Source organism: Paenarthrobacter sp. NPDC057355 (assembly GCF_042667405.1).
In the GTDB taxonomy this organism is placed as follows: Bacteria; Actinomycetota; Actinomycetes; order Actinomycetales; family Micrococcaceae; genus Arthrobacter.
In genome coordinates, this window is the sequence record NZ_JBHVAL010000001.1 from 76,353 (window position 1) to 92,505 (window position 16,153).

Below are 16,153 nucleotides of genomic sequence, written 5' to 3' on the forward strand. Positions count from 1 at the left end.
GGTAGACTGTCGTGGTGACTTCCAGCAATGATTCGTTCGTCCATCTCCACACCCACACCGAATACTCCATGCTGGATGGGGCGGCCAGGCTGGGGGAGCTGTTCGACGAGACTGAGCGCCTCGGCATGCCCGCGTTGGCCACCACGGACCATGGCTATCTCTTTGGTGCCTTCGACTTCTGGCGCAAGGCAACGGACAAGGGCATCAAGCCGATCATCGGCGTCGAAGCCTATGTGACTCCAGGGACGGCGCGTGGTGACAAAGAACGCGTCAGGTGGGGCGACGAAAGCCAGCGCAAAGACGACGTCTCCGGTGGTGGTTCGTACACCCACATGACGTTGCTGAGCTACAACAACGTGGGTATGCGGAACCTGTTCCGTGCTTCCTCCATTGCTTCCCTGGATTCGGTGTTCGGCAAGTGGCCACGCCTGGACCGGGAACTGCTCAACACCTATTCAGAGGGCCTTATTGCCACGACGGGTTGCCCGTCGGGTGAGGTGCAGACCAAACTGCGCCTGGGGCTCTACCGGGAAGCCGTGGAAGCCGCCGCCGAGTTCCGCGACATCTTCGGCGCGGAAAACTACTTCTGCGAGTTGATGGACCACGGCCTGGATATTGAAAGGCGCGTTACCGGCGACCTGCTTCGTCTGGCGAAGGAACTCAATCTCCCGTTGGTGGCCACCAACGACCTCCATTACACCCATGAACACGACGCCAAGGCGCACGAGGCCTTGCTGGCCATCCAATCAGGTTCCACGCTGCTTGAGCCGACATACGACAACGGCGGTTCGCGCTTTGCCTTCTCGGGCAGTGGCTACTACCTGAAGTCTCCACAGGAGATGCGGGAGCTGTTCCGGGACCATCCGGAAGCCTGCGACAACACGCTCCTGATCGCCGAGCGCTGCGAAGTGTCCTTCAACACCGGCGCCAACTACATGCCCCGTTTCCCTTGCCCGCCGGGAGAAGACGAAACCTCCTGGCTGGTCAAGGAAGTTGATGCCGGGCTCAAGTACCGGTATCCCGGCGGTATCCCGGACAAGGTACGCAAGCAGGCCGACTACGAACTCGGCGTTATTACGTCCATGGGCTTCCCCGGATACTTCCTGGTGGTGGCTGACTTCATCAACTGGGCCAAGAACAACGGCATCCGTGTAGGCCCCGGCCGTGGTTCCGGTGCAGGCTCCATGGTGGCGTACGCCATGCGCATCACAGACCTCGACCCGCTCCAGCACGGCCTGATCTTCGAACGCTTCCTCAACCCTGACCGCGTTTCCATGCCCGACTTCGATGTCGACTTCGATGATCGTCGCCGTTCGGAAGTGATTGACTACGTCACCAAGAAGTACGGCGACGAACGCGTGGCGATGATCGTGACGTACGGAACCATCAAGACCAAGCAGGCGCTCAAGGACTCTTCGCGTGTGCTTGGCTACCCGTTCAGCATGGGTGAGACGCTGACCAAGGCCCTTCCGCCGGCAGTTATGGCCAAGGACATCCCGCTCGCGGACATCCAGAACCCTGAGGCCAAGCGTTACAGCGAGGCAGGGGACTTCCGGCAGCTCATCGCGACCGACCCTGAGGCCGCCAAGGTCTTCGAGACCGCCCTGGGCATCGAGGGCCTGAAACGCCAATGGGGTGTGCACGCGGCCGGTGTGATCATGTCCTCGGACCCCATCATCGACGTCATTCCGATCATGCGCCGTTTCCAGGACGGCCAGGTCATCACCCAGTTCGATTACCCCACGTCCGAAGGCCTCGGCCTGATCAAGATGGACTTCCTGGGCCTGCGAAACCTCACAATCATTTCGGACGCCCTGGAAAACATCAAGATGAACCGAGGCGTCGAGCTCGATCTCGAGACCCTGGAGTTGGACGACGCAGCGTCCTACGAGCTCCTGGCCCGCGGCGACACCCTGGGCGTGTTCCAGCTCGACGGCGGTCCCATGCGGTCGCTGCTCAAGCTCATGAAGCCTGACAACTTCGAAGACATCTCCGCAGTCCTTGCCTTGTACCGGCCCGGTCCCATGGGCGCCAATGCCCACACGGACTACGCCTTGCGCAAGAACGGCATCCAGGAGGTCATCCCGATCCACCCTGAACTCGAGGAACCGCTCAAGGAGATCCTCGGCGGGACCTTCGGCCTGATCGTGTACCAAGAGCAAGTCATGGCCGTGGCGCAGAAACTGGCTGGCTACTCGCTGGGCCAGGCAGACATCCTCCGGCGTGCCATGGGTAAGAAGAAGAAGTCCGAACTGGACAAGCAGTTTGCCGGCTTCTCCCAAGGCATGCAGGACAACGGTTACTCCATGGAGGCCGTCAAGACCCTGTGGGACATTCTCCTTCCGTTCTCCGACTACGCCTTCAACAAGGCGCACTCGGCGGCGTACGGGGTGATCTCCTACTGGACGGCTTACCTCAAGGCGCACTACGCGCCGGAGTACATGGCAGCCCTCCTGACCTCGGTGGGCGATGACAAGGACAAGTCCGCGATCTACCTCAACGAGTGCCGCCGCATGGGCATCACGGTGCTGCCGCCGGACGTCAACGAATCGTCGTTGAACTTCACCCCGGTGGGCCAGGACATCCGCTTTGGCATGGGCGCCATCCGAAATGTCGGCGTGAACGTCGTCGACGCGATGGTCTCCACCCGCTCAACGGAGGGCAAGTACACGTCCTTCAAGGACTTCCTCCTGAAGGTCCCCGCGGTGGTCTGCAACAAGCGCACCATCGAATCGCTGATCAAGGCCGGCGCCTTCGATTCCCTCGGCCACCACCGCAGAGCCCTGGCGATGGTCCACGAAGAAGCCATCGATTCGGTCATCACGCTCAAGCGTAATGAGGCCATCGGCCAGTTCGATCTCTTCGCCGGGTTTGAAGACCAGGAGCCGGAAGCGTCGCTCACCACGGAGATTCCCGACCTGCCTGAATGGGAAAAGAAGGACAAGCTCTCCTTCGAGCGGGACATGCTGGGCCTGTACGTTTCGGACCACCCTTTGCAGGGGCTGGAGGGGGTGCTGAGCCAGCACGCGGAACAGTCCATTGCGTCGATCATCGCCGAGGACGGACCGCACGACGGCGCCATTGTCACCATTGCGGGGATGATCACCTCCTTGAGCCGCAGGATCGCGAAGGCCAGCGGCAACGCCTATGCCCGGGCGGAGATTGAGGACCTCGGGGCTTCGATGGAAGTCATGTTCTTTGGCCAGGTCTATGGGCCCATCGCCTCCGTGCTGGCCGAAGACTTGATCGTGGTGGTCAAGGGCCGGCTGCAGCGGCGGGACGATGGCGCCGTGACCCTGAACTGCATGGAACTCTCGGTTCCCGATCTGAGCGAAAGCGTCAACGGCCCCGTGGTGATCACGATCCCCACGTTCAAGGCCACTGAGGCAGTGGTCACCGACCTGAGGGATGTCCTCCGCACGCACCGCGGGAATTCCGAGGTCAGGCTGAAGTTGATGGGCGATACCAAGGTGGAGGTCATGGGATTGCCCGTGCACCTCCGGGTGAATCCCAGCCCGTCGCTCTTTGGAGACCTCAAGGTCCTGCTTGGCCCGGCCTGCCTGGACAACTGAAAGCCGACAGCCGGCCCCGATGAATCAGATTTCGTAGTCCAGCGGGGCCGGCTGGCTGTACGCGCCGCTGTGGTAGAGCAGCGGGGCTCCGTCTCCGCCCACCTGCCCGTCAACGACCTCCACCACAACCACTGCATTGTTTTCGAAGGACAGGCGCATCTGGATCTTGCCGACCAGCCAGCCGCTGACGTCCTTGAGGATCGGCACGTCGTGCGGACCCGGTTCCCAGTGATCACCTTCGAACCGGTCGCGGGTCCGGGCGAACCTGTTGGCCAACGCCTGGTTTTCGAGTCCAAGCATGTGGACGCCGATGTACTCCGCGTTGGCTACAGCCGGCCACGAGCTGGAGCTCCTGGCCATGTTGAAGGTGAAGCGGGGTGGTTCAGCGGACAAGGAAGCCACCGACGTGGCGGTAAATCCGAACGGTTTGCCATTGAGGTTGGCCGTGATGATGGCAACTCCGGCGGCGTGCCTGCGGAACATTTCCCTGAATGTCTGTTCAAAACCGGATGGTTCGCTTGCCACGGTGGTGTTCTCCTGGGTGGGCTCGTACTCTTCTCCCAGAGTATTCCTCCGGGGCCGCGGTTCCCTCTTTTTGCTTGGCAAGCGTGAACCTTTGTTAATCTGGGTTGCATGACCGAGCCCCTTGTGAACCATCCGACTGTTTCCCAACCGGCTCAGGCCCCAGGATCCCGTGGGGGAAGGGACGTCCTCTGGCTGGTTCTGCCCGTGGTTTCCGGCATCGTCGTGGGCCTTTTGTGGTGGCTGCTGGCTCCGGGTGGTCTCAACCTCATTTCCGGCAATCCTGATCTGTCGAATCCGGACAACCCCGACTCGTGGCTTCCCCGGGACCTTGTCCTGGCAGCCCTGATGCTGGTGTCCGGGTGCGTGGTAGGCCTTCTGCTTGACGGAAAGCTCGAAGGAGCGGCCGCGCGACGCCGGTTGGTGTACGCACTGCTGGGAGGCGTAGCGGGTGCGCTCACCGCCTGGCTTACCGGCTTGCTCGCGGCACAGCTGTGGGGTCCTCCGCCAAGCCCGAACCTTGGCCCAGGGTACGGCTTTACCCTCCGGTCCTATGCCGTGCTGCTGCTGTGGACCGGCGCGACGTCCTTTGTCACCTTCGTCCTGTCCCTGTTCGGGGTTCTTTCCAAGAAGCCCGTAAAATAGCCGGGTGAGCACTTCCTCCGATACTTCCGCCCCAACCGCCCTCAACTTCCGGAGCATTGACTTCCGGGGCCGCCGCTTGTCCCTGGCCGAGCTCCGTGCAGCTGTTCCGAGGGCGCGCCATCAGACCATGGCAGACGCGGAACAGAAGGTCCAGGACATAATTTCCGCTGTCCGAAGCCGCGGCTTCAGCGCACTGGCCGAGCTGGCCAGTAAGTTCGACGGCGTGGAACAGTCCCACCCCAGGGTCTCCCCGGAAGCGCTGGACCAGGCCCTGGCCGGCCTTGATCCGGCTGTACGGGCAGCGCTGGAAGAGTCGATCAGCAGGGCCCGGCAGTTCGCCGACCGCCAACGGCCCGCCAACGTGGACGTATCCCTCGGGGACGGCGCCGTGGTCAGCCAGAACTGGATCCCAGTGGGCCGGGTGGGTCTGTATGTTCCCGGCGGGCTCGCTCCCTTGGCCTCCTCCGTCATCATGAACGTTGTTCCCGCAGTGGCTGCCGGCGTCGAATCGATCGCCCTGGCATCCCCGCCGCAAAAGGACTTTGGCGGTCTGCCGCACCCCACGATTCTCGCGGCAGCCAAGCTTCTGGGCATTGACGAGGTCTACGCCATCGGTGGCGCGCAGGCCATCGTGTCGTTCGCCTACGGCATCCCGGGCTCCGGAGAGGAATTGCCCATCGAGCCCGTCGACGTCGTCACGGGTCCGGGCAACATCTTCGTGGCCACGGCAAAGCGTCTGGTCAAGGGTGTGGTGGGTATCGACTCCGAGGCAGGAACCACGGAGATCGCCATCCTGGCCGACTCCACAGCGCAGGCTCCACTCGTGGCCGCCGACCTCATCAGCCAGGCAGAGCATGATCCCAAAGCAGCTTCAGTCCTGGTGACCGATTCGGCGGAGTTGGCTGACGCCGTCGTCGCTGAGCTTGAACGCCAAGCGCTCAAGACCAAGCACAGTGCCCGCGTTCTTGAGGCTTTGTCCGGTCCGCAGTCGGGCGTGGTGCTGGTGGATGATCTTGAGCAGGGGATCGCGGTCTGCAATGCATACGCGGCGGAGCACCTGGAAATCATGACGGCGGACGCTGCGGCGGTAGCTGCCCGTATCCACAACGCCGGAGCCATCTTCGTCGGGGATTACAGCCCGGTCAGCCTGGGCGACTACTGCGCCGGATCCAACCACGTGCTGCCCACCAGCGGCACGGCGGCGTTCTCCTCCGGGCTGAACGTGACAACTTTCCTGCGCGCGGTGCAGGTCATCAATTACAACCGCGAGGCCCTGGAACAGGTCAGCGGCCACATCGTCAGCTTGTCCGGGGCGGAAGACCTCCCGGGCCACGGAGATGCTGTCCGGATCCGCTTTCAGTAAGGGGCCAACCACTACATATAAGGGTGCCCACCACAACATGTAGTAATTACAAGCTTGTCATTATCGTGGGTACCTACGTAAACTGGTGCCGGAAGTGAATCTTCCGGCACCTTTTGCGTCTCCGGCGACTTGCCGGCCGGCCCACGTGCCGGAGTTGTCAGGGGAGGCCCAGCGTGTATTGTCCGTTCTGCCGGAATCCTGATTCCCGCGTCGTCGACAGCCGGATGGCGGACGACGGCTCTTCCATTCGCCGCCGCAGGCAATGCCCGGAATGCGGCCGCCGCTTCACAACGGTGGAAACAACCAGCCTTTCCGTCATCAAACGCTCAGGCGTCGGTGAACCGTTCAGCCGCATCAAGGTCATCAGCGGTGTCCGCAAGGCCTGCCAGGGGCGGCCCGTCACCGAGGACGATCTCGCCATGCTTGCACAGGAAGTGGAAGAGAACATCCGTTCCTCCGGGGCCGCCGAGATCGATGCCCATGAGGTGGGGCTCGCCATTCTTGGGCCGCTCCGCAAACTCGACGAGGTGGCCTACCTCCGCTTCGCCAGCGTCTACCAGGCCTTTGAATCGTTGGAAGACTTCGAGTCCGCTATTTCCTTGCTCCGCCACGAGCACGAGGGGCAAGCGAAAGCCGGGAGCAAGCAGCCCAAGGGCGCCGAGGCGAGCCAACTCTAGCTCCGGTGGCGGCAGCGGAGGGGAAGCCGCAGCCGCCACCGGCACCAAGTGCAGCGCGGATCAGCGTCCGCCGGAGACCGGGAGCACCGCGCCGGTGATGTAACCAGCCTCATCGGACATCAACCACATCACAGCTGCCGCCACCTCTTCAGGCTCGGCTCCGCGGCCCATGGGGATAGTCGGGTTGAGCCTTTCCACCCGATCCGGCATTCCCGCCGCCGCGTGCAGTCCGGTATTGGTGCTCCCGGGTGCAACAGCGTTGACCCGGATGCCCTGCTTGGCAACCTCGGCGGCCAGACCCACGGTCAGGACATCCACGGCACCCTTCGTGGCCGCATAGTGGACCCAGGTTCCCGGCGAACCGGCCTTGGTGGCGGTGGAGGAGATGTTGACGATCGAACCGCCGCTGCCGCCTGAGTCCACCGAGAGCCTCCGGACGGCTTCCTGGCACATGTAGATCATGCCTGCCACGTTGACGTCGCATACACGCTGGACTGTTTCCACGGGCACCCCCACCAATGGACCAATCAGGTTGCCCGTAATGGCCGCATTGTTGATAACGGCCCTCACGGTTCCCAGCCTTCCCGCTTCGTCAAACAAACGTTCGACGTCGGCAGGACGGCTGACGTCGGCCTGGACAGCGTGTGCCCGGCCGCCGTCGTCGCGGATGCTTCGAACGACGGTTTCGGCGCCCGCGACGTCCGAGGAGTAGTTGACGACAACCTCGTAGCCGGCCAAGGCCGCTGCCTGGGCTACGGCTGCACCGATCCCACGGCTTGCCCCGGTGACAATTGCAATGCCCGCCTGGGTGGTCGGGTCCCCGTCCATCGACGGCCTACTTGGCAAGCTTGTGATGCAGGGCGACTTCCAGTGCCGCACCTACGATCCCGGCGTCGTTCTTCAGTTTCGCTGTGACGATCTTGGTGCGGAGGTCCAGGTGCGGGAAGTACTCGTCCGAACGCTTGGAGATGCCGCCGCCCACAATGAAGAGCTCGGGGGAGAACAGGAACTCCACGTGCTGGAGGTACCTGTTGAGCAGCACGCCGTACTCGTCCCAGCTGAGGCCGTCGCGTTCGCGGGCGACGGCGGAAGCCTTCGTCTCGGCGTCGTGGCCGTCTACCTCAAGGTGGCCGAGCTCGGCGTTGGGGACCAGCTGCCCGTTGAAGATGAACGCCGATCCGATGCCAGTTCCGAGAGTGATCACCAGGACGGTGCCGTCGACACCTTCACCGGCGCCGTAGCGTGCCTCGGCGAGGCCGGCGGCGTCGGCGTCGTTGATGACCTCAACGGGACGGCCAAGGCGGTGGGTGAACTTCTTGTCGATGTCTGTTTCCAGCCAGGACTTGTCCACGTTAGCCGCGGAATGGACCACGCCGTGCTGGATGATGCCGGGAAAAGTAACGCCCACGGGCGAATCCGCTGCCGGCGCGTCGGGGCGCTTGGACAGTTCCTCAACGATCTCGGCGACGACATCGGCCACGGCCTCGGGCGTAGCCGGCTGAGGGGTGGGAACCCGGAAACGGTCACCAATCAGCTTGCCCTTCTTCAGGTCGACGATGCCGCCCTTGATTCCGGTACCGCCAATGTCGATACCGATCAGCGGCGCGTTCTTGTGGGTTTTCTCATCCTTCTTGGACAATGCATTTCCGATCATGGCAGGAGGGGATGGGCAAGGCACAGCCAGCCGGGCTGCGTGGACCTTCCGGAGAGCTCAGGGAAGGGTCAGGATTTCCGCGCCGGTCTCGGTGACCAGCAGCGTGTGCTCGAATTGGGCGGTTCGTTTGTGGTCGCGGGTGACAACTGTCCAGTCGTCAGCCCACATGTCCCATTCGATGGTTCCGAGGGTAAGCATGGGTTCGATGGTGAAGACCATGCCAGCCTCGATCACGGTGTTGTACGCCGGGGCTGCGTCGTAATGCGGAATGATGAGGCCTGTGTGGAAGGCCTCGCCCACGCCGTGGCCGGTGAAGTCCCGCACCACGCCGTAGCCGAAGCGCTTGGCATAGGACTGGATCGCCCGACCGATTACGTTGATTTCGCGGCCCGGGGCCACGGCCTTGATGGCCCGGTTGAGCGACTCCTGCGTACGCTCAACCAGCAAACGGGACTCTTCGTCCACGTCGCCAACCAGGAAAGTGTAGTTGGTGTCCCCATGGACACCGCCAATAAATGCGGTGATGTCGATGTTCAGGATGTCCCCGTCCTGGACCACCGTGGAGTCGGGAATGCCGTGGCAAATGACCTCATTGAGGGAGGAACACAGGGACTTGGGAAAGCCCCGGTACCCCAGCGTGGACGGGTAGGCCTGGTGATCGAGGAGGAACTCGTGGCCGACCTTGTCCAGTTGGTCGGTGGTGACGCCTGGCTTGATGTGCTTGCCTACTTCAACGATCGCCTGCGCGGCGATCTTGCTGGCCCTGCGGATCTTCTCCACCGTCTCAGGTGACTTGACCTCGGACCCGGTGAACTTTGCCGGCGCCTTCTTTCCAACGTACTCGGGCCGGGGGATCGACGCGGGGACGGGGAGTTCAGGGCTGATGGTTCCCGGGGTGAGGGCGCCAATGGGTGCGGTCGAAGCAAGAGAAGGCATAGATTGATCATATAAGGCACGCAAGAGACGTAAGTAACAATATGCGGCAAGGTTCCTGTGACTGCGCCAACGTTACGCGTTGGGCGGCCCGAGCCAAGAGGAGGAAACGTGACTGAGTACTGGTACAACGTCAAAACGCACGAGATCGAAGAGGACGCCATGTCCGATTGGACCCAGCTGATTGGCCCTTATAAAACCCGGCAAGAAGCCGAGCACGCCTTGGAAAAGGTCAAAGCACGCAACGACGCCTGGGACGCCCAGGACGACGACTAGCCCGGCCTCGACCGGAGCCCGGTCCGGCTCTGGAACGGGTTCGGCTAGAAGGAGTGTTCCGGTCCCGGGAACTGCCCGGACCGGACGTCCTCGCCATAAGCCGCGGCGGCGTCGCTCAACGTAGTGCGCAGGTCGGCATATTGCTTGACGAACTTCGCCATCTTGCCGCCGCGCAGTCCCGCCATGTCCTGCCACACGAGGACCTGGCCGGTGGTTTGCTTTCCTGCGCCGATGCCTACCGTCGGCACCCTCAGCGCAGCGTCTATGGCAGCAGCCGTTTCGGCGGGGACCATTTCCATCAGGACGCTGAATGCCCCAGCGTCTTGCAGGGCCAAGGCATCGTCCACAAGTCGCTGTGCGTCGTCCCCCCGGCCCTGGACGCGGTAGCCGCCCAGGGAATGCTCGCTTTGAGGCGTGAAGCCGATGTGGGCCATGACCGGGATGCCGGCTTGGACCATGGCTTTGACAGTCTCCGCGTAGTACGCTGTGCCCTCGATTTTCACTGCATGCGCCAGGCCCTCTTTCAGGAAGCGCACACCGGTCGCTACAGCCTGGCCGGGAGAGACCTCATAGCTGCCAAAGGGCAGGTCTGCAATCACCAGCGCCCGCTTGGCGGCCCGGCTTACGGCACGAGTCAGGGGAAGCAGCTCGTCCACAGTGACGGGCAGGCTGGTCTCATTGCCGAAGACATTGTTCGAAGCGGAGTCGCCCACCAGGAGGACTTCGATTCCGGCTTGGTCAAAAATCTCTGCCGTGTACTGCTCATAGGCCGTCAGCATGGCGAAATGTCCGCCGTTGTCCTTGGCCTGCTGGAGGTGGTGGATCCGTATCCGGCTGACGGGCTTCCTGCCGGCCGCAGGGGGCGTCTGCGCGCCGGTTCCAGGGCCGCTGCCGTAGGGGGCGGGAACTTCGGCGGGCGTGCTGGACTCAGGAAGGTTGTTCGGGGCCATGGATAGAGCCTAAGCGGTGCCGACGGCGGCTGCCAGCAGTGTGCCCAGCGTCACCTTATGTAAACGGTGTGTTACGCGCAGCTACTGCTGCGGCATTAGCAGTGAACTCTTAGTAGAGTGAAGGCTGAGCTGCCGTGGCTTCGATCCATTGAAACCAGCGGCATGGACACCGAATCGGGAAAGAGGCCCTATGGACCGCCAGCAAGAGTTCGTTTTGCGGACAATCGAAGAGCGTGACGTGCGCTTCGTACGCTTGTGGTTCACCGACGTCGTGGGTTCGCTCAAATCGGTGGCGCTGGCGCCGGCTGAAGTCGAAGGCGCTTTCGAAGAGGGCCTTGGCTTTGACGGCTCCGCCATCGAAGGCCTCGCTCGCGTGTTCGAATCCGACATGCTGGCGCAGCCGGATCCCTCCACTTTCCAGATCCTGCCCTGGCGTGGCGAAACCGAGCAGACCTCAAGGATGTTCTGTGACATCCTCACGCCCGACGGCGAACCTTCCGCCGCGGACCCCCGCAACGTCCTCAAAAGGACCCTGGCCAAGGCTGCGGACATGGGGTTTACCTGTTACACCCACCCGGAGATCGAGTTCTACCTGCTCAAGTCCAAGGACCTGGGCCCGGATGGTGCCCCGGTTCCCGTGGATGAGGGCGGCTATTTCGACCATGTCCCCGGAGGCGTCGCCCAGGACTTCCGCCGTACGGCAGTGACCATGCTCGAATCCGTGGGCATTTCCGTTGAGTTCAGCCACCATGAGGGCGGACCGGGCCAGAACGAGATCGACCTGCGCTACGCCGATGCCCTCCAGACGGCGGACAACATCATGACGTTCCGTACCGTCATCAAGGAAGTGGCGCTTCAGCAGGGCACTTACGCCACCTTCATGCCCAAGCCGTTCACCGACCACCCCGGCTCGGGCATGCACACGCACTTTTCGCTGTTCGAGGGCGACACCAACGCGTTCTTCGAAGCAGGCGCTGAATTCCAGCTGTCCAAGACTGCCCGCCAGTTCATCGCAGGCATTCTCAAGCATGCTCCCGAGTTCACCGCTGTCACCAACCAGTTCGTGAACTCCTACAAGCGGCTCTGGGGCGGCGGCGAGGCGCCGAGCTACCTGAGCTGGGGACACAACAACCGTTCCGCACTGGTACGCGTTCCGCTGTACAAGCCCGGCAAGGGCCAGTCGGCACGCATCGAGTACCGCGGCATCGACTCGGCAACCAACCCCTACTTGGCATACGCAGTGCTGCTGGGGGCGGGCTTGAAGGGCATCGAGGAGGGCTACGAACTTCCCGCTGCCGCAGAGGACGATGTCTGGTCGCTGACCACCGCGGAGCGCAAAGCCATGGGCCACGCGCCTTTGCCGGCCAGCCTGCACGACGCCATCCGTGCCATGGAGGAGTCCGAGCTGGTGGCAGAAATCCTGGGCGAGCAGGTCTTTGAGCACTTCCTCCGGAACAAGCGGGCAGAGTGGCAGGACTACAGGCTTCAGGTCACTCCCTATGAGTTGCAGCGCAATCTCGGCATTCTCTAGGCGGGGCCAGTGAGCCTTGCACGACGGCTCATTTCGGCCGGGTTCAGCGACCTTGAGAAGGGGGAGCGCTTCCTTGCTGCCCCGGAACTTGAGGGCATCGACGAGGACGCGCTGTTTGCGGGCCTTTCCATGGCTGCCAGTCCGGATACTGCCCTGCAAACCTTGGTCCGGCTGATCGAGAAGAACCCCGGCCTGAAGAAGCTGGCCGCAGCGGATCCGGACACCAGTGAGCCCCTGTACCGATTGCTGGGAGCATCGGAAGCATTGGGGGAGTTCCTGATACGCCGGCCCGAGCATTTGGATGTCTTCGACGTCCGTGTCAGCCCGGAGCCGATGCAGGCCTCCAGCGACGAACTTCGCGCGATGCTGCTTCGTTCAGTGAAGGCTGAGCCCGGGGCGCACCGGCCGGTGGCAGGCATCACCGGGCAACCTGCCTACGCTGCCTTGCGCACCGCGTACCGCCGGGGGCTCACGGAACTCGCCATCAAGGACTTGTGTGCGGCCTCGCCCCAGGACTTCATGCCCGCAGCTGGAGGTGAGCTGGCCGACCTCGCAGGGGCGGCCATCGAGGCAGCCCTCGCCGTATCCCGGGCCGAAGCGGCAGGTCACTACGACGCCGACGAAATTGCCGACGTCGGACTGGCAGTCATCGGCATGGGCAAGTGCGGTGCCCGCGAGCTCAACTACATCTCCGACGTCGACGTTATTTACGTCATCGAGTCCGAGGGGTTGGAGGACGCCAGGGCCTCGACCATAGGTACGGCGCTGGCGTCGGGCATTTCCCGGGCAATTTCCTCTTCCGCCCCCGAACCTGGGCTGTGGGAAGTGGATGCCAATCTCCGACCGGAGGGTAAGTCGGGTCCTCTGGTGCGGACGCTGCCTTCCCACGTGAGCTACTACGCCCGCTGGGCCGAAAGCTGGGAATTCCAGGCACTGCTAAAAGCCCGGACCATCGCCGGCGACCGGGACTTGGGCAAGCGCTATGAAAAGGCAGTGGAGCCGCTGGTGTGGTCTTCGGCAGGCCGTGAGGGTTTTGTTGAGTCAGTCCAAGCAATGCGGCGGAGGGTCACGGACTACATACCCGCGGCCGAGGAGCAGCGCCAGATCAAACTTGGTCGCGGCGGGCTGCGGGACGTCGAGTTCACTGTCCAGCTGTTGCAGCTGGTTCACGGCAAGTCCGATGAGTCCCTCCGCTGCAAGGACACGACGTCGGCCATCGCCGCGTTGTCGGGCGGCGGCTACATCGGGCGTTCCGACGCTGCTGCCTTCGACAACGCCTACCGCTATCTCCGCTTGCTCGAACACCGGATCCAGCTCTTCCAGCTGCGGCGCACGCACCTTATGCCGGTCGCTGAGGATGCCCAGCGATTCCTGGCTAAAGCCGTTCTCGGGCCCTTTTCCCAGGAACGTCCCCATCCCGACCAGCTGATGGGCGCTTGGCAAAAGACCAAAAAGTCCGTGCGGGAGCTGCATGAGCGGATCTTCTATCGTCCCCTGCTCAATACTGCGGCCAAGCTGAGCAGCGAAGATGCGAAGCTCAGCCCGGAAGCAGCCCAAGGACGCCTTGCGGCCCTGGGCTACTTGGATCCCCAGGGGGCGTTGCGGCATATTGAGGCTTTGACCGCCGGTGTCAGCCGTCGAGCGGCGTTGCAGCGGCAGTTGCTGCCGATCCTTTTGGGTTGGCTTGCTGAAGGAGTCGATCCGGACGCAGGGCTGCTCGCCTTCCGACGGGTCAGTGAAGCCCTTGGCACCACGCACTGGTACCTTGGGCTGCTCCGTGATTCCCAGGCCGCGGCTGAGCGCTTGTGCCAGGTCCTGGCGAACTCCCGCTTGATCTCGGACCTGCTGGAAGTCTCGCCCGAGTCGGTTGCGTGGCTGGGCAGCGACAAGGAGCTGGCCCCGGTGTCCTTCGACGCTCAGTGGCAGGAAATCCAGTCCAAGCTGTCCCGGCATCCGGATCCTGAGAACGCCATGCGGCTCATCCGGTTGATCCGGCGCAGGGAAATCCTGCGGACCGCCATTGCGGACAGCGCGGGGCTCCTCGACCAGGATGCGGTGGGCGTAGCTCTGGCCGAGACGGACCGGGCTGCCGTGCTGGGAGCGCTGCATGTGGCTGAGGCTGTTGTTGCCGACTCCGGACCGCTGAAGACAGACGTCCTGGTCGTGGCGATGGGAAGGCAGGGCGGCCGTGAGATCGGCTACGGTTCGGATGCCGACGTCATGTACGTTCACCGTGCCCGCCCTGGCTTCAGCGACGCCGAGGCACAGGAACAGGCGACGGCGATTGTCGCCAAGATCTCCAGCTTCCTCACCCAGCCGCTCAAGCCCGCCATCATGGCTGAGCGGGTACTCATGGTCGACGCCGACCTCCGGCCGGAGGGCAAGAACGGCGCCATGGTGCGGTCCTTGGATTCCTATGCGGAGTACTACCGCCGGTGGTCCCTTATCTGGGAGTCCCAGGCCCTGCTGCGTGCACGTCCGATGGCCGGCTCGGATGAGCTGGCGGCGGACTTTGTCGCGCTGATTGATCCCATCCGGTATCCCGACGAGCTCAAGGAACAGGACGTCCGCGAAATCAGGCGCATCAAGGCCCGTGTGGAGTCCGAACGCCTGCCCCGGGGCGCGGATCCTGCCCGGCATGTCAAACTTGGCCGTGGCGGACTCAGCGACGTCGAATGGCTGGTGCAACTGATCCAGCTGCAGCACGCGGGCAAGCATCCGGAGTTGCGGACGAGTTCGACGCTGGAAGCCCTTGCTGCTGCCGACGAACTGGAATTCATTGGCGAGGGAGACGCGGCATTGCTCCGTGAGGCGTGGCGCCTGGCCAGCCGAATCCGCTCGGCCAACGTCATCGTGACCGGACGCGCCTCGGATGTCCTGCCTTCGTCCCGCAAGGATCTTGAAGCCGTTGCGCGCTGGTGCGGTTACCCGCCCGGTAACGCCGGACACTTCGAAGAGCACTACCTGCGGCTGAGCCGCCGGGCCAGGGCGGTCTTCGAGAAGATGTTCTACGCCAACTAGCCCGGTCCGCGTTTGTTGTGCCACTCCCACGGAAGGATGTGGAAAATGCCTGCTGCTGATGTGTGGTTGATTCCCCTCAAAATGCTCGACGACGACGCCCGGGCCATCCAGCTGGGCGCTGTCGCGGAGTTGGCAATAAAGGAGAGCCAACGCGCTTTCGTGGGGGAGCCCCTGCGGATGATGCTGATCGCGTTGGAAGAAGAGTCGCGTTTGCCCTACGTCATCGAATCCCAGGGAACCGCCGTCGGTGTGCTGACCCTGCAATCCGGGGCGGCCACGCTCGCTGGCTGGCCGGACGATCATTCAGTCTGGCTGCTTCGGGGATTCCTGATTGACTCCTTGCAGCAGGGACGCGGCCTGGGCAGCCGGGCGGCCGAGGCCGCCGTGGAAGAAGCCCGGAAACTGACCTCCCGGCACCTCGGTGGGCAGACCGGCGTCGTACTGTCCGTCAACGAGCGCAATCCGGCGGGGCAGGCCGCTTACACAAAAGCCGGCTTCGTGGACTCCGGCCGGTACTTGGGCGGTAACTCAGGGCCGCAGAGGACAATGTATAAAGCCTTCCACTGACACATACTTTGCCTCCGACACTAAGGATCCTTATAGACTTTAGCTGTCACTGATCTCGAATCGGAGGGAAAGTCCATGGAATACAACGGAAGCCCGACTGAAAAAGCTGTTAATGCCGGGGAACTGGACCGGCGCCACGTGGGTCAATCGGTCAGCTTTCAGCCCAATGACTTCACGGTGGTCTTTGGCACCATTGCCGGCATTGCGCGGACCGAAGCCCTCGTCTATTTGTCCCTCGACGGCGTCGGCGGCGGCACCCATCTGAAGGACGAGTACGACCTGCCGATCGACCACAAGGTCTACCTGCAGCTCGATCCCCTGGGCAGTGCGGAAAAGGGACTTTCCGAGGCAGCCAGCTTCGTCAAGGAGAAGCTGGATGACATCACGAAGAACCTCAGGGACCGGGAGCAAGGTAAATCCGAGTAATCCCGGCGCATAAAAG

Annotated in this window: 14 protein-coding genes; 9 read left to right on the top strand and 5 right to left on the bottom strand. The window is 63.1% G+C overall.

From position 1 onward, the window contains the following. Nucleotides 1–14 precede the first annotated feature (14 nt). Nucleotides 15–3,572 carry a DNA polymerase III subunit alpha gene (gene dnaE / locus ACFUOZ_RS00365; RefSeq protein ID WP_262278178.1) on the top strand — a complete coding sequence of 1,186 codons (3,558 nt, stop codon included), beginning with the start codon at nt 15–17 and terminating at the stop codon, nt 3,570–3,572. A gap of 24 nt (nt 3,573–3,596) precedes the next feature. Here dnaE and ACFUOZ_RS00370 read toward each other — a convergent pair whose 3' ends face one another. Beyond that, nucleotides 3,597–4,097 (bottom strand): flavin reductase family protein, encoded by a 501-nt coding sequence (locus ACFUOZ_RS00370; RefSeq protein WP_306844882.1) that lies wholly within the window; start codon nt 4,095–4,097, stop codon nt 3,597–3,599. Nucleotides 4,098–4,205: 108 nt separating this feature from the next. Between ACFUOZ_RS00370 and ACFUOZ_RS00375 the strand changes: the two genes are divergently transcribed. From ACFUOZ_RS00375 to nrdR, 3 genes are all read left to right on the top strand, one after another. Continuing rightward, nucleotides 4,206–4,739, top strand: coding sequence for a hypothetical protein (locus ACFUOZ_RS00375; protein WP_377543528.1), 534 nt, complete (start codon nt 4,206–4,208; stop codon nt 4,737–4,739). 4 nt (nt 4,740–4,743) lie between these two features. Next, complete coding sequence (gene hisD / locus ACFUOZ_RS00380; protein ID WP_377543530.1) at nt 4,744–6,102, top strand: histidinol dehydrogenase; 1,359 nt, start codon at nt 4,744–4,746, stop codon at nt 6,100–6,102. 173 nt (nt 6,103–6,275) lie between these two features. Continuing rightward, nucleotides 6,276–6,779, top strand: coding sequence for a transcriptional regulator NrdR (gene nrdR, locus ACFUOZ_RS00385; protein ID WP_377543532.1), 504 nt, complete (start codon nt 6,276–6,278; stop codon nt 6,777–6,779). Between the two features lie 60 nt (nt 6,780–6,839). Here nrdR and ACFUOZ_RS00390 read toward each other — a convergent pair whose 3' ends face one another. From ACFUOZ_RS00390 to map, 3 genes are all read right to left on the bottom strand, one after another. Further along, nucleotides 6,840–7,607 carry an SDR family oxidoreductase gene (locus ACFUOZ_RS00390; RefSeq protein ID WP_377543534.1) on the bottom strand — a complete coding sequence of 256 codons (768 nt, stop codon included), beginning with the start codon at nt 7,605–7,607 and terminating at the stop codon, nt 6,840–6,842. A gap of 7 nt (nt 7,608–7,614) precedes the next feature. Continuing rightward, nucleotides 7,615–8,418, bottom strand: a complete 804-nt coding sequence (ppgK, locus tag ACFUOZ_RS00395; RefSeq protein WP_144662628.1) for a polyphosphate--glucose phosphotransferase — start codon at nt 8,416–8,418, stop codon at nt 7,615–7,617. Nucleotides 8,419–8,490: 72 nt separating this feature from the next. Further along, nucleotides 8,491–9,369 carry a type I methionyl aminopeptidase gene (gene map, locus ACFUOZ_RS00400; RefSeq protein ID WP_262278183.1) on the bottom strand — a complete coding sequence of 293 codons (879 nt, stop codon included), beginning with the start codon at nt 9,367–9,369 and terminating at the stop codon, nt 8,491–8,493. Nucleotides 9,370–9,477: 108 nt separating this feature from the next. Here map and ACFUOZ_RS00405 point away from each other — a divergent pair, with 108 nt between their 5' ends. Then, a complete protein-coding gene (locus tag ACFUOZ_RS00405) occupies nt 9,478–9,642 on the top strand; it encodes an SPOR domain-containing protein (RefSeq protein WP_144662557.1) in 165 nt (54 codons plus the stop codon). Between the two features lie 44 nt (nt 9,643–9,686). Here the strand turns inward: ACFUOZ_RS00405 and panB are convergent, their stop codons facing one another. Next, complete coding sequence (gene panB / locus ACFUOZ_RS00410; RefSeq protein WP_377543536.1) at nt 9,687–10,592, bottom strand: 3-methyl-2-oxobutanoate hydroxymethyltransferase; 906 nt, start codon at nt 10,590–10,592, stop codon at nt 9,687–9,689. Between the two features lie 190 nt (nt 10,593–10,782). Here panB and glnA point away from each other — a divergent pair, with 190 nt between their 5' ends. The 4 genes from glnA to ACFUOZ_RS00430 all read left to right on the top strand — a co-directional run bounded on the left by glnA (nt 10,783) and on the right by ACFUOZ_RS00430 (nt 16,137). Continuing rightward, nucleotides 10,783–12,123, top strand: a complete 1,341-nt coding sequence (gene glnA / locus ACFUOZ_RS00415; protein ID WP_262278186.1) for a type I glutamate--ammonia ligase — start codon at nt 10,783–10,785, stop codon at nt 12,121–12,123. Between the two features lie 9 nt (nt 12,124–12,132). Then, on the top strand, nt 12,133–15,144 hold the full coding sequence (locus ACFUOZ_RS00420; RefSeq protein WP_377543538.1) for a bifunctional [glutamine synthetase] adenylyltransferase/[glutamine synthetase]-adenylyl-L-tyrosine phosphorylase: 3,012 nt from the start codon (nt 12,133–12,135) through the stop codon (nt 15,142–15,144). 36 nt (nt 15,145–15,180) lie between these two features. Next, the gene (locus ACFUOZ_RS00425; RefSeq protein ID WP_377543541.1) at nt 15,181–15,711 is read left to right on the top strand and encodes a GNAT family N-acetyltransferase; all 531 of its coding nucleotides are present in this window, start codon (nt 15,181–15,183) and stop codon (nt 15,709–15,711) included. Between the two features lie 75 nt (nt 15,712–15,786). Beyond that, nucleotides 15,787–16,137, top strand: a complete 351-nt coding sequence (locus tag ACFUOZ_RS00430) for a hypothetical protein (protein ID WP_144662552.1) — start codon at nt 15,787–15,789, stop codon at nt 16,135–16,137. Nucleotides 16,138–16,153 lie beyond the last annotated feature (16 nt).